18 protein-coding genes and 1 pseudogene are annotated in these 21,115 nt (G+C 58.9%); 16 read left to right on the top strand and 3 right to left on the bottom strand.

From position 1 onward, the window contains the following. Window positions 1-111 precede the first annotated feature (111 nt). Entirely contained in the window at window positions 112-1,296 is a 1,185-nt protein-coding gene (gene desA, locus ACZYSM_RS19395) for a delta-9 fatty acid desaturase DesA (protein WP_489073608.1), read from the bottom strand. A gap of 147 nt (window positions 1,297-1,443) precedes the next feature. On the opposite strand from desA, the gene dibA reads away from it, so the two are divergent. The 6 genes from dibA (at window position 1,444) to ACZYSM_RS19365 (ending at window position 7,719) form a co-directional block, all read left to right on the top strand. Further along, window positions 1,444-3,375, top strand: coding sequence for a phosphodiesterase DibA (gene dibA / locus ACZYSM_RS19390; RefSeq protein ID WP_489073606.1), 1,932 nt, complete (start codon window positions 1,444-1,446; stop codon window positions 3,373-3,375). A 251-nt stretch (window positions 3,376-3,626) separates the two neighbouring features. After that, window positions 3,627-3,809 carry a sulfur starvation response protein OscA gene (gene oscA, locus ACZYSM_RS19385; protein ID WP_028943833.1) on the top strand — a complete coding sequence of 61 codons (183 nt, stop codon included), beginning with the start codon at window positions 3,627-3,629 and terminating at the stop codon, window positions 3,807-3,809. Window positions 3,810-3,922: 113 nt separating this feature from the next. Further along, on the top strand, window positions 3,923-4,933 hold the full coding sequence (locus ACZYSM_RS19380; RefSeq protein ID WP_489073603.1) for a sulfate ABC transporter substrate-binding protein: 1,011 nt from the start codon (window positions 3,923-3,925) through the stop codon (window positions 4,931-4,933). Between the two features lie 88 nt (window positions 4,934-5,021). Next, window positions 5,022-5,840 (top strand): sulfate ABC transporter permease subunit CysT, encoded by an 819-nt coding sequence (gene cysT / locus ACZYSM_RS19375; protein WP_489073601.1) that lies wholly within the window; start codon window positions 5,022-5,024, stop codon window positions 5,838-5,840. 13 nt (window positions 5,841-5,853) lie between these two features. After that, window positions 5,854-6,726, top strand: coding sequence for a sulfate ABC transporter permease subunit CysW (gene cysW, locus ACZYSM_RS19370; RefSeq protein WP_489073599.1), 873 nt, complete (start codon window positions 5,854-5,856; stop codon window positions 6,724-6,726). A gap of 3 nt (window positions 6,727-6,729) precedes the next feature. Further along, entirely contained in the window at window positions 6,730-7,719 is a 990-nt protein-coding gene (locus ACZYSM_RS19365; protein ID WP_489073597.1) for a sulfate/molybdate ABC transporter ATP-binding protein, read from the top strand. A 122-nt stretch (window positions 7,720-7,841) separates the two neighbouring features. On the opposite strand, the gene ACZYSM_RS19360 is transcribed toward ACZYSM_RS19365, so the two are convergent. After that, entirely contained in the window at window positions 7,842-8,366 is a 525-nt protein-coding gene (locus ACZYSM_RS19360; RefSeq protein ID WP_489073595.1) for an Mpo1 family 2-hydroxy fatty acid dioxygenase, read from the bottom strand. A gap of 65 nt (window positions 8,367-8,431) precedes the next feature. Between ACZYSM_RS19360 and ACZYSM_RS19355 the strand changes: the two are divergent. Both ACZYSM_RS19355 and ACZYSM_RS19350 read left to right on the top strand, forming a co-directional pair. Then, window positions 8,432-8,656: pseudogene (locus tag ACZYSM_RS19355) on the top strand (Crp/Fnr family transcriptional regulator); the annotation flags it as partial. Window positions 8,657-8,822: 166 nt separating this feature from the next. Continuing rightward, window positions 8,823-9,191 (top strand): response regulator, encoded by a 369-nt coding sequence (locus ACZYSM_RS19350; RefSeq protein ID WP_489073593.1) that lies wholly within the window; start codon window positions 8,823-8,825, stop codon window positions 9,189-9,191. 120 nt (window positions 9,192-9,311) lie between these two features. Here the strand turns inward: ACZYSM_RS19350 and ACZYSM_RS19345 are convergent, their stop codons facing one another. After that, on the bottom strand, window positions 9,312-10,316 hold the full coding sequence (locus ACZYSM_RS19345; protein WP_489073591.1) for an AraC family transcriptional regulator: 1,005 nt from the start codon (window positions 10,314-10,316) through the stop codon (window positions 9,312-9,314). Window positions 10,317-10,416: 100 nt separating this feature from the next. Between ACZYSM_RS19345 and ACZYSM_RS19340 the strand changes: the two genes are divergently transcribed. From ACZYSM_RS19340 to ACZYSM_RS19305, 8 genes are all read left to right on the top strand, one after another. Next, the gene (locus ACZYSM_RS19340) at window positions 10,417-11,490 is read left to right on the top strand and encodes a fatty acid desaturase (protein ID WP_489073589.1); all 1,074 of its coding nucleotides are present in this window, start codon (window positions 10,417-10,419) and stop codon (window positions 11,488-11,490) included. Between the two features lie 176 nt (window positions 11,491-11,666). Further along, a complete protein-coding gene (locus tag ACZYSM_RS19335) occupies window positions 11,667-12,260 on the top strand; it encodes an alpha/beta hydrolase (RefSeq protein WP_489073587.1) in 594 nt (197 codons plus the stop codon). Window positions 12,261-12,316: 56 nt separating this feature from the next. Beyond that, window positions 12,317-13,264: a sigma 54-interacting transcriptional regulator gene (locus ACZYSM_RS19330; RefSeq protein ID WP_489073585.1), complete on the top strand. Its 948-nt coding sequence runs from the start codon at window positions 12,317-12,319 to the stop codon at window positions 13,262-13,264. A 168-nt stretch (window positions 13,265-13,432) separates the two neighbouring features. Beyond that, complete coding sequence (locus ACZYSM_RS19325; protein WP_489073583.1) at window positions 13,433-14,215, top strand: MetQ/NlpA family ABC transporter substrate-binding protein; 783 nt, start codon at window positions 13,433-13,435, stop codon at window positions 14,213-14,215. Between the two features lie 200 nt (window positions 14,216-14,415). Next, the gene (locus tag ACZYSM_RS19320) at window positions 14,416-15,537 is read left to right on the top strand and encodes an RHS repeat-associated core domain-containing protein (RefSeq protein ID WP_489073581.1); all 1,122 of its coding nucleotides are present in this window, start codon (window positions 14,416-14,418) and stop codon (window positions 15,535-15,537) included. Window positions 15,538-15,814: 277 nt separating this feature from the next. After that, a complete protein-coding gene (locus ACZYSM_RS19315; RefSeq protein ID WP_489073579.1) occupies window positions 15,815-16,924 on the top strand; it encodes an efflux RND transporter periplasmic adaptor subunit in 1,110 nt (369 codons plus the stop codon). Then, window positions 16,921-17,991: an efflux RND transporter periplasmic adaptor subunit gene (locus ACZYSM_RS19310; RefSeq protein ID WP_489073577.1), complete on the top strand. Its 1,071-nt coding sequence runs from the start codon at window positions 16,921-16,923 to the stop codon at window positions 17,989-17,991. Before ACZYSM_RS19315 ends, ACZYSM_RS19310 begins: the two co-directional genes overlap by 4 nt. After that, window positions 17,988-21,035 carry an efflux RND transporter permease subunit gene (locus ACZYSM_RS19305; protein ID WP_489073575.1) on the top strand — a complete coding sequence of 1,016 codons (3,048 nt, stop codon included), beginning with the start codon at window positions 17,988-17,990 and terminating at the stop codon, window positions 21,033-21,035. The genes ACZYSM_RS19310 and ACZYSM_RS19305 overlap by 4 nt, the downstream gene beginning before the upstream one ends. Window positions 21,036-21,115: the final 80 nt, after the last annotated feature.

The following is a 21,115-nucleotide window of genomic DNA, read 5'->3' as shown; positions in this document are numbered from 1 at the left end:
AAAGCGACCACAACATAGCCCGCCTGGATGGCGAATTGATTCTTGAGATAGGGGATCTGCAGCGAAGTTCCGGAGGGTGCGCCCACGAACGGGGCGCACCGATCAACGGTGTCAGGCGGAGGCGGGGCGCAACGAGTAGGTTTTCAACTGGTGGGCGAAGTCGCGCAGCGATTGAATCCCGCTGGCCTCGGCTTCGTGAACCCAATCCTTGATCGCCGCCAACATGTCATGACCGTTGGTACTGGTTTTGACCCAGATCTGCTGCAGGGCGAGGCGTTTCTCGTAAATGACCTTCAATGCCTGGCTGTGCTCAAGCATGGTCTGGATACGCAGATGGTGCTTGTCATCCAGCAGGCTGGTTTCCCGCGAGAGCAGACGTTTGGCCCGATGGAACTGGTGACGGACCGAGTGATCGACCCTTTCCAGTTCCTGTTTGACCAGCGGTGCGATGACCAATTTGCGGTACTGGGCCATGATCTGGAAACGATTGTTGAGGATCGCCATGGCAGTGTCCATGTCCAGATGGCCTTTGCCTTCGACCCGGTGGGCGATTGGCGCGACCCGCTGAACCTTGGCCAGACGCAGGAAACTGAAGACCTGGATCCAGGCCCAACCGAGGTCGAACTCCCACTTCTTCACCGACAGTTTGGCGGAGTTAGGGTAGGTGTGATGGTTGTTATGCAGTTCTTCCCCGCCGATCAGGATGCCCCAAGGCACCAGATTGGTCGCCGCGTCGCGGCATTCGAAGTTGCGATAACCGACGGCGTGGCCCAGGCCATTGACCACACCGGCGGCCCAGACCGGGATCCACATCATCTGGATCGCCCAGATGGTGATGCCGATGGTGCCGAACAGCAGCAGGTCGATGACGCCCATGATCGCCACACCCAGCAGCGGGTAGCGGGTGTAGAGGTTGCGTTCGATCCAGTCGTCCGGGCAGTTTTTGCCGTAGATGCGCAGGGTCTCGGGGTTTTCGGCTTCAGCGCGGTACAGCTCGGCGCCTTTGCGCAAAACGGTGGAGAGACCTTTGATTACCGGGCTGTGCGGGTCATCGACGGTTTCGCATTTGGCGTGGTGTTTGCGGTGGATAGCGGTCCACTCGCGGGTGTTCTGCGCCGTGCTCAGCCACAGCCAGAAGCGGAAGAAATGTTTCAGGCCAGCATTGAGCTCCAGAGAGCGATGGGCTGAATAGCGGTGTAGATAGACCGTGACGCCGATAATGGTCACGTGGGTCATCAACAGGGTGACTGCCACCAGTTGCCAAGGCGACAAGTCGAGAAAACCGTTGTACCACATAGGCTGTATGGCCCTCGATAAAAATGAAAACAGCGGACGCATTATCACTCAGCCCGCAGATAAAACCAGTCGCCCTTTCAGATAAGAGTGGCTGGATGTTTCTTTCCTCTATAATTCCAGGCTTTTCGAAGGGATATTGGCTGCCATATGTCGGTTTCTTATCGCGCGGCTCTGCGTGCAGCTCTGCTCTACCTGCTGTTGTCAGCACTCTGGCTGCTACTCACTGGTCATTTATTGAACAGTTTCTTCGATGATTCGACTGATCTGGTCCGCTGGCATCTGATCAACGGCTATGTTTGGGCAGTATTCAGTGCCGGACTGATCTTCATTGCCCGTGCGCGATTGCTGGGTTTTCTGGGTATCGGCGCAACCTTGCGCGACCGCAGTGAGGACCGCCAGCGTTTGCGTCAGGCAGCGGCGGTGTTCGATTGCACGCGCGAAGGGGTGTTGGTCAGCGACTGTAAGGGGCTGATCGTCCACGTGAACCGTGCGTTCATGGAAATTACCGGCTACCAACGTGAAGAAGTACTTGGTCACCAGCCGAGCATGTTCAAGTCTGGCCATCATCCGTCGGCCTTCTATGAGGCGATGTTTCAGTCCCTGAAAAGCGTCGGCGAATGGAGCGGCGAGATTTGGAATCGGCGAAAAAGCGGCGAAATTTACCCGCAATGGCAGACCATTCGGGTCATACACGATGATCACGGTGGGCTCAGCCATTACGTGGCGGTGTTCTCGGACATCAGCGCGATCAAGGACTCCGAGCATGAACTGGCCCACCTGGCGCACCACGATCCGCTGACTGACTTACCCAATCGTTTGCTGTTTACCGATCGGGCTGAACAGGCGCTGGCCTCGGCGCAGATCCACAAGCGCGGCTGTGCTTTGTTGTTGATCGATCTGGATCACTTCAAGCTCATCAACGATAGCCTCGGTCACAGCGTCGGCGATCAATTGCTCAAGGCCGTGGCCGAGCGTCTGCAAGGCATGTTCGGCCCCGGGATTACCCTGGCGCGGCTGGGCGGCGATGAGTTTGCCGTACTGGCCGAGAGTTGCCCGCAATTGATGCAGGCGGCAGCGCTGGCCCAGCGGATTATCGAGGGCCTGAAAGAACCGTTCCGGTTCGACGGGCACCAACTCTTTATTAACGCCAGCATCGGCATCAGTCTGTTCCCCAGCGATGCGTTGAGCGCCGGGCAATTGCTGCGCAATGCGGATTCGGCGCTGTTCAAGGCCAAAAGCTCGGGGCGTGAAGGCTATGCGCTGTACACCGAAGAACTGACGGCCCATGCCCAGCACCGGGTCGAAATGGCCAGCGAATTGCGCCGCGCCCTCGAGCAGCATGAACTGCGGGTGTACTACCAACCGGTGCATGACTTGCAGTCCAGCCGTTTGATCGGCGTTGAGGCCTTGGTGCGCTGGGAGCATCCGGAGCGTGGGCTGGTGGCGCCGGGTGAGTTCATTCCGATTGCCGAACGCACCGGGCTGATTGCCGAGATCGACGCCTGGGTTATGCAGCAAGCCTGTCAGCAGATGTGCCAATGGTTGAAGGCAGGAGTGGTGTTGTCGTTTGTCGCGGTGAATGTCTCAAGCCGTTTGTTCGCTCGCCGCGAGCTGTATCAGCAGGTTGCGCAGGTGCTGCACGACACGGGCCTGGATCCGGCCTTTCTGGAGCTGGAAGTCACCGAAAGTGCGGTGATGGACGATCCGGAAGTGGCGTTGGAACAAATGCACCGGCTGCGCGAATTGGGCTTGCGCCTGGCGATCGATGATTTCGGCACCGGCTATTCATCGCTGCTGCGGCTTAAACGGTTACCGGTGCAGAAACTCAAGATCGATCAGGGCTTTGTCGCCGGATTGCCTTGGGACGACGACGATGCAGCCATCGTTCGGGTGATCATCGCCCTGGCGCAAAGCATGGGCATGCAAGTGCACGCCGAAGGCATTGAACAGATCGAGCAGGCGGGGTTTCTGCTTGAGCATGGCTGTGATCTCGGCCAGGGCTACTGGTTTGGACGGCCGGTTCCGGCGCAACAACTGGACTGGGCGAGAGCGCCGGTGATTCGGCAAGTCCTTTTGTAGGAGCAAGCCGGTCGACGCTCGATTGCTCCGGGCGGCGATCCGACGATGGCGATCTCAAGGACGCCATCGCCGGCAAGCCGTGCTCCTACAAGTGTTCTCTGCGCAACCCCTCGTCAATTCAAATAATCAATTCTGGTTATATAAACATTCTTAAATAGTATTTTTAAGAATATCTGCGCCTATCTACTATTGCTCTCAAGCCGCAAGCAGTGCCGCCACTGCCAGGCACATTTCATTGAAGGAGCAGCACCATGAGCGCATCTCTACGTAGCGTTGACGGCCAGGACGAAGCAACCATTTTGCGCGAGATCCAGAGCGCATTGCGCGACCTGCGCTTTGGGGCAGTGGAGATCACTGTGCACAACGCTCAAGTGGTACAGATCGAACGCAAAGAAAAATTCCGTTTGCAGAACCCTGGTAACAAACCGGGCTGAAGCGATTACAAGTCAACGATCAAAAGATCGCAGGCTGCGATCTTTTCCGACGCAACCCGATTCCAGAATCCATAAGAAAAGCCAACACCCCAAGAATTTCAGGAGCGTTCACTATGTCGCCGATTCGCCGTTACGCGCTGGCTGCTCTGGCCAGCGCCATTTTTGCCGGTTCCGCGGTTGCCAAGGATTATGAGCTGCTCAACGTGTCGTACGACCCGACCCGTGAGCTGTATCAAGATTACAACGCTGAGTTCGTCAACTTCTGGAAGAAAGACCACGCTGGCGACAATGTGAAAATCCAGCAATCCCACGGCGGCTCGGGCAAACAAGGCCGGGCGGTGATTGATGGCTTGCGTGCCGACGTAGTGACCCTGGCCCTGGCCGGTGACATCGACGAAATCGCCAAGCTCGGCAAGACCCTGCCGGTTGACTGGCAAAAGCGTCTGCCAGAGGCCAGTACCCCTTACACCTCGACCATCGTGTTCCTGGTGCGCAAGGGCAACCCTAAAGGCATCAAGGACTGGGGCGATCTGACCAAAAACGGCGTTGAAGTGATCACGCCAAACCCGAAAACCTCCGGTGGCGCACGCTGGAACTTCCTTGCTGCCTGGGCCTATGGCCTGAAAGCCGGCGGTAGCGAAGCCAAGGCTCAGGAATACGTCAAAGAGCTGTTCAAGCACGTTCCGGTGCTGGACACCGGCGCTCGCGGTTCGACCATCACCTTCGTCAACAACGGTCAGGGTGACGTGTTACTGGCCTGGGAAAACGAAGCATTCCTGGCGCTGAAAGAAGACGGCGGCGCTGACAAGTTCGATATCGTGGTGCCTTCGCTGTCGATCCTCGCCGAGCCACCCGTGGCCGTCGTCGACAAGAACGCCGAGAAAAAGGGCAACGCCGAGATCGCCGAAGCGTACCTGAAACACCTGTACAGCCCGGCTGGTCAGGAGATCGCGGCGAAAAATTTCTACCGTCCGCGTGACAAGGATGTGGCCGCCAAGTACGCCAGGCAGTTCCCGAAACTGGACCTGGTGACTATCGACAAAGACTTCGGTGGCTGGAAAACTGCCCAACCGAAATTCTTCAATGACGGTGGTGTGTTCGACCAGATATACACGGCTCAGTAATCAGCGGAGCCTGTCGCTCAGTAGCCAGCAAAGAGCCCGGGATTCATCTCCGGGCATCGTGCGTTAACAGCGTTATCCAAGGACTTTTATGTCGCGTCGTATCTCCCCCGTCATACCCGGCTTCGGGCTGACGCTGGGTTACACCTTGGTGTACCTCAGCCTGATTGTGCTCATACCCCTGGCGGCGATGTTCGTGCATGCCGCTCAACTCACCTGGGATCAGTTCTGGGCGATCATCTCGGCACCACGCGTGCTGGCTGCGTTGAAACTGAGCTTTGGCACGGCGCTGTACGCTGCGATCATCAACGGCATCATCGGTACGTTACTGGCCTGGGTGCTGGTGCGCTACACCTTCCCCGGCCGCAAGATCATCGACGCGATGATCGACTTGCCGTTCGCGCTGCCCACTGCCGTGGCCGGTATCGCGCTGACCGCCCTGTATGCGCCGACCGGGCTGGTCGGACAGTTTGCTACCGATATGGGCTTCAAGATCGCCTACACCCCGTTGGGTATCACGCTGGCACTGACCTTCGTCACCCTGCCGTTTGTGGTGCGTACGGTGCAGCCGGTTCTGGCCGACATCCCTCGTGAAGTCGAAGAAGCCGCCGCCTGCCTGGGTGCCAAGCCGTTGCAGGTGTTCCGCTACATCCTCGTGCCGGCCTTGCTGCCTGCCTGGCTGACCGGTTTCGCCCTGGCGTTTGCCCGTGGTGTCGGCGAGTACGGATCGGTGATCTTCATCGCCGGCAACATGCCGATGAAAACCGAGATCCTGCCGCTGCTGATCATGGTCAAGCTCGACCAATACGACTACACCGGCGCCACCTCCATCGGCGTGCTGATGCTGGTGGTTTCCTTCGTCCTGCTGCTGCTGATCAACTTGTTGCAGCGGCGCATCGAAACCCCATAAGGAGGCCCGGAACATGTCCCAATCGTCTATTGCCGCCGCTTCCTCGGCCAACGCTGCCCGCCGTGGCAGTGCCACCTCGCGGCGCATCCTGATCGGCTTCGGCTGGCTGATCTTTGCCCTGTTCCTGTTGTTGCCGCTGTTTATCGTGGTGTCCCAAGGCTTGAAACTCGGACTCGGTGCATTCTTCACCGCGATCTTCGAGCCGGATGCGCTATCGGCCCTGAAACTGACGGTGATCGCCGTGCTGATTTCGGTGCCGCTCAACCTGGTGTTCGGCGTCAGCGCCGCGTGGTGCGTGAGCAAATATTCGTTCCGCGGCAAGAGCATGCTGGTCACGCTGATCGACTTGCCGTTCTCGGTGTCGCCGGTGATCGCAGGTCTGGTCTACGTCTTGATGTTCGGCGCCCAGGGCTTCTTCGGCCCCTGGCTGCAGGACCACGACATCCAGATCGTCTTCGCGCTACCCGGCATCGTATTGGCGACCATCTTCGTCACCGTGCCGTTTGTAGCCCGGGAGCTGATCCCGCTGATGCAGGAGCAGGGCACTCAGGAAGAGGAAGCCGCGCGGTTGCTGGGCGCCAACGGCTGGCAGATGTTCTGGCATATCACTGTGCCGAACATCAAATGGGGCCTGATCTACGGCGTGGTGCTCTGTACCGCACGGGCGATGGGTGAGTTCGGCGCGGTCTCGGTGGTTTCCGGGCACATCCGCGGGGTGACCAACACGCTGCCGCTGCACGTCGAGATTCTTTACAACGAATACAACCACGTCGCGGCGTTTGCTGTTGCGAGTCTGTTGCTGATCCTGGCGCTCTTCATCCTGCTGCTCAAGCAGTGGAGCGAGAACCGTATTAACCGTTTGCGCGCCAGCGTGGCGGAGGAATAAATCATGTCGATCGAAGTCCGTAATGTCAGCAAGAACTTCCACGCCTTCAAGGCCCTGAACAGCATCAATCTGGACATCCAGAGCGGTGAGCTGGTGGCGCTGCTCGGCCCGTCCGGCTGCGGAAAAACCACCTTGCTGCGGATCATCGCCGGCCTTGAAACCCCGGATGAGGGCAGCATCGTTTTTCACGGCGAAGACGTCTCCGGGCACGACGTGCGTGATCGCAACGTTGGTTTCGTGTTCCAGCACTACGCCTTGTTCCGCCACATGACGGTGTTCGACAACGTCGCGTTCGGCCTGCGCATGAAGCCGAAAAACCAGCGTCCGACGGAAAGCCAGATCGCGGTCAAAGTCCACGAACTGCTGAACATGGTTCAACTGGATTGGTTGTCCGATCGCTACCCGGAACAGCTCTCGGGTGGCCAGCGTCAACGTATTGCCCTGGCTCGCGCTCTGGCGGTGGAGCCGAAAGTCCTGCTGCTGGACGAACCCTTTGGTGCGCTGGATGCCAAGGTCCGTAAAGAACTGCGCCGCTGGCTGGCGCGGCTGCACGAAGACATCAACCTGACGTCGGTGTTCGTGACCCACGATCAGGAAGAAGCGATGGAAGTCGCCGACCGCATCGTGGTGATGAACAAGGGTGTGATCGAGCAGATCGGTTCGCCGGGTGAAGTCTATGAAAACCCGGCCAGCGATTTCGTTTATCACTTCCTGGGTGACTCCAACCGTTTGCACTTGGGCGAAGACAAGCATGTGCTGTTCCGCCCCCACGAAGTGTCGCTGTCGCGCCATGAACTGGAAGACCACCATGCCGCGCAAGTGCGGGATATTCGCCCGCTGGGCGCGACTACCCGGGTGACGCTGAAAGTCGAAGGTCAGAGCGAATTGATTGAAGCCGAAGTGGTGAAAGACCACGACAGCCTGGTCGGTCTGGCCAAGGGTGAGACGTTGTTCTTCAAGCCCAAGGTCTGGCAGAAAGTCGCCAACCTCTAAAAGCAAAAGCTTCGCGAGCAAGCTCGCTCCCACAGGGTTTTCGGTTGGCCACAGGATTTGTGGTCAGCACCGATCCACTGTGGGAGCGAGCTTGCTCCGGGCGGCGTTCCGACGATTGCGATCTACACAGCAGCGCGTTTCGGATTGACCCGCACACAACCCGCCCGCGCCTCAATCTGCTCTTTGAGGTCATGTCTCAAGCCAACCATAAACGCCAGTTCGGCCACGACAAACAGCGGGCCGATGATCAATCCCGACACATCATCGACAAACGCCGGTTTGCGGCCTTCGTAGTGGTGGCCGACAAACTGGATCGCCCAGCCGACTACAAACATGCCGATTCCGCTACCGAGCCAGACGAACGTGCTTTCCTGCGCGAGAATATGACCAAGCCAAACGGACAGGCCAAGCAGGGCTGTCATCAGCACCCCCAAGCGCAGTTCCAAGCGTAAATAGAACCACGTCGACGCCAATGCCAGCAGCACCGCTGGAGACACCCAGAACACGGCCACGGGCCATTGCGGGCGTGACAGCAGCACCGCAACAGCGACCACGATCAGCGGGATACCAACAAAGTGGCTGGCGATATTGCGCGGATCACGGTGGTAAGCGGCGTATTGACTGAGATGGTCAACGAGGCTTTTCATTGTTCTTTCCTCCTGTAGGGAGTTCGATCATGCCATGCACTCAGTCTTCGCTCTGTCGAATTCTCATGGATATGCAGGCCTGGCGTGCGCGCTTGTTGAGCGGTCAGTGGTTCAACCATTTACCTGCCTTGTTACAGGATAGTCTGCTGGCCGCCACCAAAGTGCGGCGCCTGTCGCCGGGGCAACGGTTGTTCAAGTGCTGTGATCTGCCGTGTGGTTTGTATGCAGTGCATGAAGGCTCGGCGCGCATTGGTGCGGTGAGTGAACAGGGCAAGGAGGCGTTGCTGAGCCAGGGCATCTTCAATCTGAGTTATGGCGAGATCGAGGTGGTCGACCTGGAGAAATTGCGTGTGGCGGCGCAGGTGTAATCGAGCCGGCTCATCCGAAATAACCGTTAGTGATGGGAAATGGCCGCCAAGGCGCCTAGCCTGTGTCTACGATTAATCGAGGTGTGCCATGCGTTTGCTGTTAGTGGAAGACGAGCCCGAGGCTGCAAAGCTTCTGGCTCAAGGCCTGAGCGAGGCGAGTTATGCGGTGGATGTGGCGGTTGACGGGATGCAGGGACGACGCCTTATCGAAGAGCAGCCTGAGTACGATCTGATCGTCCTCGACGTGATGTTGCCCGGGCTCAATGCCTGGCAATTGCTGCAGCAGATTCGTCAGCGCGGCGCGACGCCGGTGTTGTTCCTGACCACCAAAGACGGGATTGAAGACCGGCTAAGGGATCTTGAACTGCATGACGATGATTATTTGCTCAAGCCGTTTGCGGTGAATGAGTTGGTGGCGCGGGTGCGTAAGTTGCTGCGGCGCGCACGGGATAAGTAATCCCTGATTTCAGCGGTGCCTATGCCATTGCTTTCGCGGGCAAGCCTCGCTCCTACAAGGGTTTCGCTTTGCCTGTAGGCGCGAGGCTTGCCCGCGATTGGGCCCTACCTGACCCCCCCCTCACCGCAACCCATCCCGAAACTGCCCCGGCGTCATCCCGGTCCAGCGCTTGAACGCGCGGCTGAAGCTGCTGGTGTCGGCGAAACCCAGCAGATAGCTGATCTCGCTCAGCGAGCATTGCGGATCGCGCAGGTGCAGCAGCGCCAGGTTCTCCCGACACTCATTGAGCAAGGCATCAAAACGACAACCCTCATCTGCCAGATGCCGTTGCAGGCTGCGCAGGCTCAGGTGCAAGGCTTGGGCGATGCGTTCGGCAGAGGGTTCGCCTTCCGGTAACTGCTCCTCAATGGCGGCGCGAACCTTGCGTTCCCACGTCAGCGGTTGCAGTTGCGCCAGGGTGCGTTTGAGCACCGTTTCATTGTGTTCGGCCAGTTCCGGGTTGGCGTCGTCCAGATGACTGTCGAAATCGCTGACGGCGAACTCCAGTCGGTCCTCCTCGGCGGCAAAAAAGATCGGCGCGCGGAACACCGTATGCCAATGCTTCGGATCCGCCGGTTCCGGCCGACGCAGATACACTGCCAGCGGCGCGTAATCTCGACCCAGACGGTTACGGCAGGTACGGACATAGATCGCCGCGAAGGCGTCGATGGCCTCGAACGCCGGCGCCGGGCTGCCCTGAGGCACCTTCAAATGAAAGCAATAGCGGTCGCCATGCAGGTTCAATTCCAGTTCCAGCGCATCGCTGACGACCTGGTGATAACGCACGATCCGTTCGAATACCTCGCGCAAACTGCCGCTGGCCACCAGCGCATAACCCAGCGCGTGAAACGTGGTCGGGCTGACGAAGCGTGAGACCCGTAAACCAATCGCCGGATCGCCGCTGGCTTTGACCGCCACTTCCCACAGCCGCGTGGTGGCGGACAACGGATAACGGGCGTTCGGGTCGTCCATCAACTGTGGGTCAAGCCCGGCTTCGCGGCACAGTGCATCGCTGTCGAGGCCCAAGGCGTCGAGTTGTTTGCGCAGAGCGCGGGTCCAGCTGGCGAGGGAGGTGGGTTCAATCATGATGATTGGCGCTTCCGGTCAACAGGTTGGCGTTCACGGCTAGAGCCCTGCGCAGGTGAGCAGGGCAGGATGCGAACATCAATAACCAGAGGATGGAAGCATGCAGGGTACTTCTGCAAGTCCCGCGCGCCTGAATGCGCAACAACGATCAGCGCATATTCGTGAAGTGGTGCTGGCCCGAGGCGTTGAATTGCGCAAACGCTACCCGATTCTTAACCATCAGGACGCCCTCGGCGTGGGCATCCTGGCCTTTGCACTGGCCGGGATGATCGGCTCGGCGGCGCTCTACCTCACGGGTCATATGGCCTGGTGGGTCTGCCTGCTGCTCAATGCATTTTTCGCCTCACTGACCCACGAACTTGAGCACGACCTGATTCACTGCATGTATTTTCGCAAGCAGCGGGTGCCTCACAACCTGATGCTGGCGCTGGTCTGGCTAGCGCGGCCGAGCACCATCAATCCGTGGATTCGCCGCCATCTGCACCTCAATCATCACAAGGTTTCCGGCACTGAAACCGACATGGAAGAGCGCGCGATCACCAACGGCGAGCCTTGGGGTTTCGCACGTCTGTTGATGATCGGTGACAACATCATGTCGGCATTTATCCGCATGCTGCGAGCCAAAACCTGGGCGCATAAGATCAGCATCATCAAACGCACGCTGAGGGTCTACGCACCGCTGGCGTTACTGCATTGGGGCGCGTGGTATGTGTTTCTCGGGTTTCATGCAGCCAACGGCATCGCCAGTCTGCTCGGTGCCCCTATCGAATGGTCAGCGACCACTTTATCGGTGATGCAGGTGATCGATATCGCGGCGGTGGTGATCATCGGTCCGAACGTGTTGCGTACCTTCTGCCTGCACTTCGTCAGCTCGAACATGCATTACTACGGCGACGTGGAGCCTGGCAACGTGATCCAGCAGACGCAGATTCTCAACCCGTGGTGGATGTGGCCGTTGCAGGCATTTTGCTTCAACTTCGGCAGCACCCACGGCATCCATCATTTTGTGGTGAAAGAACCGTTCTACCTCCGCCAGATGACCGCGCCGGTAGCGCATAAAGTGATGGCGGAAATGGGCGTACGCTTTAATGATTTTGGGACGTTTGGGCGGGCGAATCGATTTATGCGCAAGGAGAAGGTGGTGGGGGAAGAGGTACGAACCGCCCAGGCTTGATGGGTTGTCCTTGGGGGCCTCTTCGCGGACAAGCGCAGCGTCGCCCGGCCCTCTCCCACATTAGATTTGCGTGCATATTCTTTTAAGGTCTTAATAAATAGCTTCTTATTCCTTAGCGAATATAACTCCGGTCCCTATAATCGGTCTCGAACAGACACGTAGCCGGAGGGCTCCCCATGCGCAACGAATCAATTCGCTACCTGATCGTGCCGGGCTGGCAAGGATCGCCAGAAGATCATTGGCAAAGCCATTGGCAAAGCCATTGGCAGAACAGTTTGCCCAACAGCGCGCGCGTGGAGCAGGACGACTGGCTGACTCCGCGTCGCGAAGATTGGGTCGCAGCACTGGCCGACGCGATCGCCGCTGACAGCACGCCGGTCATCCTGATCGCCCACAGCCTGGGTTGCATCACTGTTGCTCATTGGGCTGCCCAAGCGCCAATGAGTTTTTTGCGCCAGGTCCGCGGCGCCTTGTTGGTCGCGCCGGCTGATGTCGAACGCCCTGCCTGCGCACCGGCCTTGCGTAACTTCGCGCCGATCCCGACGCACCTGCTGCCGTTCCCCAGCCAGATTGTCAGCTCGGACAACGACAGCGCCGTCAGCGCCGCCCGTGCCCTTGAGTTGGCCCGCAACTGGGGCGCCGAAGCCGGGATTCTGGCGGGTGCCGGCCACATCAATGTGAAATCTGGCCACCAACGCTGGGAGCAGGGTTTCGCCTACCTCTACCGTCTGCAAAATCGCATGGAACAGCATTCCCTGCGTCGCGCTTGAATCGTTTATTTTTTTAACGCCCCCCGTCTCCCGGCGGATTTGGGCGGGAGTCTGCCATGAGTTTGCATGAAGCCTTCGGTCAGCCGCTGCTGACCTTTCCCGATGCGGAAAAAAGCCCGCTGAGTATTCGCGCCAAGGCGCTGGTATTCGTCGACCCACGTTCACGGCAACTGCGCCAAGAGCTCGAACAGCTGGCTCCACGCTCGATTTCTGTGCTGATCCGAGGTGAAACCGGTACGGGTAAAGAATTGCTCGCGCGGCACATTCACCGTGCCAGCGACCGCGGCGGTTTGTTCGTCTCGGTCAACTGCGGGGCGATCAGCCCGACGTATGCCGATGCCGAGCTGTTTGGTTATGCCGCGGGCAGCTATACCGGTTCAGCCAGCAGTCGGGCCGGCTGGTTCGGTTCGGCCAATGGCGGCACGTTATACCTGGACGAGATCGGCGACCTGCCGTTGCCGATCCAAATCAAGTTGCTCGCAGCGCTGGAGAACCATGAAGTCACCCGCGTTGGAGCTCAACAGCCTAGCCCGGTAGATGTGCGGTTAGTGGCGGCCACGAGCATCGACCTGGGTCAGGCGGTGAGTGCCGGGAAGTTTCACGAGCGGCTTTATCATTACCTCAGCGAAGGCCAACTTGAGTTACCGGCATTGCGCGAGCGGGTCGGCGATATTCTTGCATTGGCCGAGTATTTCCTCGGGATCTACAGTCAGCGCCTGGACCTGCCGGTGCCGTTGATCAGCGAAGCGGCGCAGCAACTGCTGGAACAGCACAGCTGGCCGGGCAATACCCGTGAGCTGGAGAACGTCATTCACTTTGCGCTGCTGGTCAGCAGTGGCGACGAAATTCTGCCGGAGCATCTCAACCTGCCGGAAAGCCTGGCGCCGTTGCCGTTGATCGAGCAACAGGTGGGGCAAGTCATCAGCGCGGGTACGCCTTCACAATTGAGCGCGCTCAAGCAGTTGCTGGAACAGACTATCCAGCGGCTACAGGTTGCGTTGTAGAGCTGTTGGCGCCTGTATGAACAAAATGGAATATGAAAGTGAATAAAAGATATTGTTCGGGAATAAAAAATCTCGGTATTGTCCGCACCACGCCAGCGATAGCATTTCACTGGCACCTCACTTGAAGCCGTCGTCGCTGACGACTGTGATTTTCGATAAGGACACTGCATGAAAAAGGTTCTGTTGTTCACCGCATTGGCGGCTGCCCTGACTGCGGGTTTGGCTCAGGCCAACGAGAAACTGGTGGTTGCCGCAACGCCGGTGCCACACGCCGAGATTCTTGAGCTGATCAAACCGACCCTCGCCAAAGAAGGCGTGGATCTGGAAATCAAAGTCTTCACCGACTACGTACAACCGAACGTGCAGGTCGATCAGAAGCGTCTGGACGCCAACTACTTCCAGACCCTGCCGTACCTGAAAAGCTTCAACGAAGGCAAAGGCACAAACCTTGTGACCGTGATCGGCGTTCACGTCGAACCTTTCGGCGGGTACTCGAAGAAAGTCAAAACCCTGGCCGAGCTCAAAGACGGCGCGACCATTGCCATCCCGAACGAAGGCAGCAACAGCGGCCGCGCGTTGATCCTGTTGCAAAAGGCTCGCCTGATCACTCTGAAAGACCCGAAAAACGCTCTGGCCACACCGAAAGACATCGCTAGCAACCCGCACAACTTCAAGTTCAAAGAGCTTGAGTCGGCCATGCTGCCGCGTGTGCTGGATCAGGTTGACCTGGACATGATCAACACCAACTACGCGCTGGAAGCTGGCCTGAACCCGGCCAAAGATGCGCTGGTCATTGAGGGTGCCGATTCGCCGTACGTGAACTTCCTGGTGGCCCGTCCGGACAACAAGGACAGCGACGCCATCCAGAAACTCGCCAAGGCGCTGACCAGCCCGGAAGTGAAAGCATTCATCGCGAAAAAATACAGTGGCGCAGTATTGCCGGCGTTCTGATTTAGCGCGTTTTTTCTAACGCAGAATCCCTTTCAAGGTTTCAACGTCGACGGCTGGTAAAGCGTCGGCGTTTTTTTGTGCACCAGGCGTGGCGCGTTGCGCTTAGCGCAACCATCAAGCGCATACCTAGCAGTTCTACTAGGTAGTCGACGGTCTGATATCCATGCAACCTGAGCCTTCTTCACACGAAGGATCAGGCCATGGAAATGCCGGAAACGCTTTTGTGCCGTTACGTCTACGACGCGCTGGATCGGCTGACCGGGCTTCTGCCCTCAAAGCAAGAAGAGGTGCAGCGGTTTTATAACAGTGCGCATCTAGCCACTGAGCTTCAAGGGCTGGCATCGCGGACGGTGTTCCAGCAAGGCACTCAATTGCTCGTGCTACAGCAGCGAGAAGGTGAGGAGCTCAATAATCAGTTGCTGGCCACCGATCAGCAACGCTCAGTCCTGTACGCCATCGACGGGGTTAAGCGCCTGCCAACAGCCTATACGCCTTACGGCCATCGACGCGCTGAAAGCGGCCTGAGCAGCCTCCTTGGTTTTAATGGCGAGCGGCCGGATCCGGTGACCGGGCACTACCTGCTGGGCAATGGGCATCGGGCGTTCAACCCGGTGCTGATGCGCTTCAATAGCCCGGATCGGTTGAGTCCGTTTGGTCGAGGCGGATTGAATCCGTATGCATATTGTTTGGGGGATCCGGTTAACCGGAGTGATCCGAGTGGGCGGGAATCTTTGGAGTCATGGTTATTTTTGGGGCTGGGAATAATCGGTTTGGCCGGCACGTTGGTGGGCGCACTGCCCACGATCAGTTTTCTTGAGGCTGTCAGATCATTAAAGAAGGGGCCGGTTACTCGCAGGGCCTTTGCCAAGGTGGTTGGAACAACAACAGGGATAGTCGCAGGTACTCTGGGTGTTGGCAGGCTTGCTTTGAATATTGGTGATCCAGACTCTGAAGATTCGAAAATCCTGCTCTACGTCGGCGCCGCGCTGGGTGGTTTGTCGCTTCTCGGCGCAGGAGGCGCGACCTTTTTGAGCTGGCGTGCGAGTCGTGGGGTTAAAGCAAAGGCGACGACGGTATTTACGCAGACCTCAAATACTTCCAGTTTTCGAGGGTCGTCGCTTGTTCAACCCTCGCCGAGGGAGTCGCTGACACCGGGACTATATGATCCTTCCGCTCCGACCCTGACGCCGGGCATCGATTTGAATCAATATGACTGGATGAATCCAGAAACTAAGGCTGCACTGAACAACCTTGGCAGGGGACCACAGTCCTCCCGGAACACTTCACCTCGTAACTCCATTACAGACATTCGCCAAGATTGATGCAGGAGAATCATTAGCCGGGTATCTGCCTCTTCCTCAATCTGGCCAATGCTATGTCTGCTCATCCAGCATCCCTTGCCTAAAGATTTCGGTCTCGCAGAAATTTTTCTCCCGGGCACTGGATTTGTGACTGCTGCACCCGAACGCGGACTGAGCCGAACAGGAGCAAGCGCCCTCGCCACAAAGTGTGCTCTTATCACGGCATACCTCTGGAACCCTGTTCTAAGCTCACAGTCGTATCGTCGCTTGTCCGCCCGTATCACGCAAAGGAGTCTGCATGGCTGGTCCCGGATTGAAATTGGTCGTTGGCCTGAGTCTCTTTGCCCTGTTGACCGCGTGCGGCGATAAAAAGCCTGTCGAGCACCTGCGCCCGCGGGTGTTTGTGCAGGAGGTGCAGCCCGCCAATTTCGCGGCGTCGGTCACCCTCACCGGCGATGTCCAGGCGCGGGTCCAGACCGAGTTGTCGTTTCGTGTCGCAGGCAAGATCATCCAGCGGATGGTCGATGTCGGTGCTCGCGTATCCGCCAAACAAGTACTGGCCAAACTCGATCCCAAAGACCTGCAAACCAACGTCGATTCGGCTCAGGCGCAGGTTGTCGCCGAACAAGCGCGGGTCAAGCAGACCAGCGCGGCATTTGTGCGACAACAGAAACTATTGCCCAAGGGCTACACCAGCCAGAGCGAATACGATTCCGCCCAGGCCGCGTTACGCAGCAGCCAGAGCGCCTTGACCGCCGCTCAGGCGCAGTTGGCCAACGCCCGCGAGCAACTCAGCTACACCTCGCTGATCGCCGATGCGCCGGGGGTGATCACGGCGCGTCAGGCTGAAGTCGGGCAGGTGGTGCAGGCCACGGTGCCGATTTTCAGCCTGGCCCGGGACGGCGAGCGAGATGCGGTGTTCAACGTCTACGAGTCGCTATTGGTCGAACCGCCGACGGATAGAACGGTGGTCGTCAGCCTACTCGACAACCCGAAGATCAAGGCCGCTGGCACGGTCCGCGAAATCACCCCGGCGGTCTCCGCACAAACCGGCACGGTGCAGGTCAAGGTGACCTTGAGTGAGCTTCCGACGGGCATGGAGCTGGGCTCGGTGGTCAGCGCCACGGCCAAGGCACCGGGTAAAGCCGCCGTGGAGCTGCCGTGGTCGGCCTTGACCAAAAAACTCAGCGACCCCGCCGTGTGGCTGGTGAACGAGAACGGCGAGGCGCAGTTGCACACGGTCAAGGTTGCCCGTTACCTGACCGGTAAGGTCATCATCAGCGAGGGTTTGAACGGTGGCGAAAAAGTCGTGACGGCCGGTGGGCAGCTATTGCATCCCGGGATGCTGGTGGAGATTGCCGCGAATCCTGCGAAGGACCCGACCCAACCGCCAGGAGCCCAACCATGAAGCGCCTGCTCATGCTGATGTCGGCCAGTGTTCTGCTCGCCGCCTGCTCAAAAAAAGAGCCGCCGCCTGCGCCGGTGCGTCCGGTGCTTTCCATTGAGGTCCAATCGGAATCGCAAGAAAACCTCGGACGTTTCGCCGGGAGCATTCAGGCACGGTTTGAAAGCAATATCGGATTTCGAGTGCCGGGACGGATTGCCAGCCGCAATGTCGATGTCGGCAGCCAAGTCGAGAAGGGCGCCTTGCTCGCGACCCTCGACCCCACCGATCAACAGAACCAGTTGCGCGCCAGTCAGGGCGATCTGGCTCGGATCGAGGCGCAATGGATCAACGCCCAAGCCAACGCCCGGCGTCAGCAGGAACTGTTCGATCGCGGGGTCGGCGCTCAGGCGCAGCTGGATGTTGCCCAGACTGATCTGAAAACCACCAGTGCCTCGCTGGAACAAGCCAAGGCTGCGGTCAGCCAGGCCCGCGATCAGCTCAATTACAGCGAACTGCGCACCGACCACGCGGCCATCGTAACTGCCTGGAATGCTGAAGCCGGGCAGGTGGTCAGCGCCGGCCAGCAAGTGGTGACCCTGGCGCGGCCGGACATCAAAGAAGCGGTGATTGACCTGCCCGCGACCCTGGCCGAGCGGTTGCCCGCCGATGTGGTGTTCAAAGTGGCCGCTCAGCTCGACCCGAGCATCAACACCACTGCCACCGTGCGCGAGATCGAACCCCAGGCGCAAAGCGCGACCCGCACCCGGCGTGCGCGCCTGACTCTGGCCGAGACACCGCCGGGGTTTCGTTTGGGGACCGCCATCAGCGTGACCCTCAGTTCGGCCATCGAGCCGCGTATCGAATTGCCAGTCAGTGCGGTGCAGGAAGTCGACGGCAAAAGCCGGATATGGGTCATCGACGCCCAAACGCAAACCGTGTCGCCCCGTGACGTCACGCTGGTCAGCCGCGATGACAGCACGGTCGTCCTGGCAACCGGCGTCAAGGCCGGTGAACGAGTGGTCAGCGCCGGTGTGAACAGCCTCAAGCCGGGGCAGAAAGTCAAAATCGACGAGGAAAGCCCGCGATGAAAGGGAGTTTCAATTTATCCGAGTGGGCCCTCAAACATCAGTCCTTTGTCTGGTACCTGATGTTCGTTTCGCTGCTGATGGGCGTGTTCTCGTACATGAACCTCGGTCGCGAGGAAGACCCATCGTTCACCATCAAGACCATGGTGATCCAGACCCGTTGGCCCGGCGCGACCCAGGAAGAAACCCTCAAGCAGGTCACCGACCGTATCGAGAAAAAACTCGAAGAGCTCGACTCTCTCGACTATGTGAAGAGCTACACCCGACCTGGCGAGTCGACCGTGTTCGTGTTCCTGCGCGACACCACCAGCGCCAAGGACATCCCGGAAATCTGGTACCAGGTGCGCAAGAAGATCAACGACATCCGTGGCAGTTTTCCTCAGGGGTTGCAAGGACCGGCCTTCAACGACGAATTTGGTGACGTCTTCGGCTCGGTGTACGCCTTTACCGCCGACGGCCTGACAATGCGCCAGTTGCGCGACTACGTGGAACAGGTGCGCGCCGAAATTCGTGAAGTGCCCAACCTGGGCAAAGTCGAGATGATTGGTGAGCAGAATGAAGTGCTCTACCTGAACTTCTCCACACGCAAACTTGCGGCGCTGGGAATTGATCAACGTCAGGTAGTGCAAAGCCTGCAAGCGCAAAACGCAGTGACCCCGGCCGGGGTGATTGAGGCCGGTCCTGAACGCATCTCGGTGCGCACCTCGGGGCAGTTTGCGTCGGAGAAAGACCTGGCCAACGTCAACCTGCGGCTCAATGACCGCTTCTATCGGCTGGCAGACATCGCCGAAATCAGCCGCGGCTACGTCGACCCGGCGACGCCGATGTTCCGTTTCAACGGTCAGCCGGCCATCGGCCTGGCCATCGCCATGAAAAAGGGCGGCAATATTCAGTCCTTTGGCAAGGCCCTGCATCAACGCATGGACGACCTCACCGCCAACCTGCCGGTGGGCATCGGCGTGCACAAGGTGTCCGATCAGGCCGAAGTGGTGGAAGCGGCGGTCGGTGGCTTTACCAGCGCCTTGTTCGAAGCCGTGGTGATCGTGCTGATCGTCAGCTTCATCAGCCTCGGAGTGCGCGCCGGACTGGTGGTGGCCTGCTCTATTCCGCTGTCGCTGGCAATTGTCTTCGTCTTCATGGAATACAGCGGAATCACCATGCAGCGGATTTCCCTCGGCGCCTTGATTATCGCCCTCGGCCTGCTGGTGGACGACGCAATGGTTACTGTCGAAATGATGGTTACACGCCTGGAAAAAGGTGAGTCCAAGGAGGATGCGGCGACCTTTGCCTATACCTCGACCGCATTCCCGATGCTCACCGGCACCCTGGTGACCGTGGCCGGCTTCGTGCCCATCGGTTTGAACGCCAGCTCCGCCGGTGAATACACCTTCAGCCTGTTCGCGGTCATTGCCGTAGCGATGCTGGTGTCGTGGGTTGTCGCAGTGTTGTTCGCCCCGGTCATTGGTGTGCACATCCTCAGCACCGAAGTGAAACCGCACTCCGAAGAACCAGGGCGCATCGGCCGCGCCTTCAACGGCGGGCTGCTGTGGTGCTTGCGCAATCGTTGGTGGGCGATCGGTATCACTGTGTTGCTGTTCGTGCTCTCGGTGTTCTCCATGGGTTTTGTGCAGAACCAGTTCTTCCCGTCCTCGGATCGCCCGGAAATCCTCGTCGATTTGAACTTGCCGCAAAACGCTTCGATCAACGAAACCCGCCTGGCGGTCGACCGCCTCGAAGCGACCCTAAAAGACGATCCGGATATCGTCCGCTGGAGCACCTACATCGGTGAGGGCGCGATTCGTTTCTACCTGCCCCTCGACCAGCAACTGCAGAACCCCTACTACGCGCAATTGGTGATCGTCAGCAAAGGCCTGAAAGAGCGCACTGCGCTGACGCAACGCTTGAACAAACGCCTGCGCGAAGACTTTGTCGGTATCGGCAGCTTTGTTCAAGCGCTGGAAATGGGCCCGCCAGTGGGCCGGCCGATCCAGTATCGGGTCAGCGGCAAGGACATCGACCAGGTGCGCAAACACGCCATTGATCTGGCGACCATGCTCGACAACAACTCGCATATCGGCGAGATGATTTATGACTGGAACGAACCGGGCAAAGTCCTGCGCATCGACATCGCCCAAGACAAGGCGCGGCAGTTGGGGTTGTCGTCGGATGATGTGGCGAAGCTGATGAACAGCATCGTCAGTGGCTCGCAGGTGACTCAGGTGCATGACGACATCTACCTGATCAACGTGGTCGGTCGCGCCGTAGACGCCGAACGCGGTACGCCGGAAACCCTGCAAAACCTGCAAATCGTCACCCCGGGCGGCACGTCTATTCCGTTGCTGGCGTTCGCCAGCGTGCGGTATGAGCTTGAACAGCCCTTAGTCTGGCGCCGCGACCGCAAACCGACCATTACCATCAAAGCGGCCGTGCGCGACGAGATCCAGCCGACGGATCTGGTCAAACAGTTGAAACCTGACATCGACAAATTCGCCGCCGCGTTGCCGGTTGGTTACTCGGTCGCAACCGGCGGCACAGTAGAGGAAAGTAGCAAGGCCCAAGGGCCGATCGCCAAAGTCGTGCCGCTGATGCTGTTCCTGATGGCGACTTTCCTGATGATCCAGTTGCACAGCGTGCAGAAGCTGTTCCTGGTGGCCAGCGTCGCGCCGCTGGGGCTGATCGGCGTGGTCCTGGCGCTGATCCCTACTGGCACGCCCATGGGCTTTGTGGCGATTCTCGGGATCCTTGCGCTGATCGGCATCATCATCCGCAACTCGGTGATCCTGGTCACCCAGATCGATGAGTATGAGCGCGATGGCTACGCGCCGTGGGACGCAGTGGTGCAAGCCACCGAGCACCGCCGCCGACCGATCCTGCTCACCGCTGCGGCGGCGAGTCTGGGCATGATTCCTATCGCTCGGGAAGTCTTTTGGGGGCCGATGGCCTACGCAATGATCGGCGGGATCATTATCGCGACGCTGCTGACGCTGTTGTTCCTGCCGGCGCTGTATGTGGCCTGGTACAAGATCAAGGAACCGAAGAAAAATTGAACATTTTTTTGACTCGGGCATCCGGCTTGCAAACCACCCCTCACCCTAGCCCTCTCCCCAAGGGGGCGAGGGGACTGACC

The sequence above is a fragment of the Pseudomonas sp. F220 genome, assembly GCF_057813935.1.
The sequence above is the reverse complement of the archived record's forward strand: the minus strand, read 5'-3'. Positions and strand labels throughout refer to the sequence as shown.

What these genes read in the sequence shown, in the direction of transcription:
- dibA (WP_489073606.1), top strand. Translation starts at nt 1,444, where the DNA reads ATGTCGGTTTCTTATCGCGCGGCTCTGCGTGCAGCTCTGCTCTACCTG.
- ACZYSM_RS19310 (WP_489073577.1), top strand. Translation starts at nt 16,921, where the DNA reads ATGAAGCGCCTGCTCATGCTGATGTCGGCCAGTGTTCTGCTCGCCGCC.
- ACZYSM_RS19320 (WP_489073581.1), top strand. Translation starts at nt 14,416, where the DNA reads ATGGAAATGCCGGAAACGCTTTTGTGCCGTTACGTCTACGACGCGCTG.
- ACZYSM_RS19335 (WP_489073587.1), top strand. Translation starts at nt 11,667, where the DNA reads ATGCGCAACGAATCAATTCGCTACCTGATCGTGCCGGGCTGGCAAGGA.
- ACZYSM_RS19360 (WP_489073595.1), bottom strand. Translation starts at nt 8,366, where the DNA reads ATGAAAAGCCTCGTTGACCATCTCAGTCAATACGCCGCTTACCACCGT.
- ACZYSM_RS19380 (WP_489073603.1), top strand. Translation starts at nt 3,923, where the DNA reads ATGTCGCCGATTCGCCGTTACGCGCTGGCTGCTCTGGCCAGCGCCATT.
- oscA (WP_028943833.1), top strand. Translation starts at nt 3,627, where the DNA reads ATGAGCGCATCTCTACGTAGCGTTGACGGCCAGGACGAAGCAACCATT.
- ACZYSM_RS19345 (WP_489073591.1), bottom strand. Translation starts at nt 10,316, where the DNA reads ATGATTGAACCCACCTCCCTCGCCAGCTGGACCCGCGCTCTGCGCAAA.
- ACZYSM_RS19330 (WP_489073585.1), top strand. Translation starts at nt 12,317, where the DNA reads ATGAGTTTGCATGAAGCCTTCGGTCAGCCGCTGCTGACCTTTCCCGAT.
- desA (WP_489073608.1), bottom strand. Translation starts at nt 1,296, where the DNA reads ATGTGGTACAACGGTTTTCTCGACTTGTCGCCTTGGCAACTGGTGGCA.
- ACZYSM_RS19325 (WP_489073583.1), top strand. Translation starts at nt 13,433, where the DNA reads ATGAAAAAGGTTCTGTTGTTCACCGCATTGGCGGCTGCCCTGACTGCG.
- cysT (WP_489073601.1), top strand. Translation starts at nt 5,022, where the DNA reads ATGTCGCGTCGTATCTCCCCCGTCATACCCGGCTTCGGGCTGACGCTG.
- ACZYSM_RS19315 (WP_489073579.1), top strand. Translation starts at nt 15,815, where the DNA reads ATGGCTGGTCCCGGATTGAAATTGGTCGTTGGCCTGAGTCTCTTTGCC.
- ACZYSM_RS19365 (WP_489073597.1), top strand. Translation starts at nt 6,730, where the DNA reads ATGTCGATCGAAGTCCGTAATGTCAGCAAGAACTTCCACGCCTTCAAG.
- cysW (WP_489073599.1), top strand. Translation starts at nt 5,854, where the DNA reads ATGTCCCAATCGTCTATTGCCGCCGCTTCCTCGGCCAACGCTGCCCGC.
- ACZYSM_RS19340 (WP_489073589.1), top strand. Translation starts at nt 10,417, where the DNA reads ATGCAGGGTACTTCTGCAAGTCCCGCGCGCCTGAATGCGCAACAACGA.
- ACZYSM_RS19305 (WP_489073575.1), top strand. Translation starts at nt 17,988, where the DNA reads ATGAAAGGGAGTTTCAATTTATCCGAGTGGGCCCTCAAACATCAGTCC.
- ACZYSM_RS19350 (WP_489073593.1), top strand. Translation starts at nt 8,823, where the DNA reads ATGCGTTTGCTGTTAGTGGAAGACGAGCCCGAGGCTGCAAAGCTTCTG.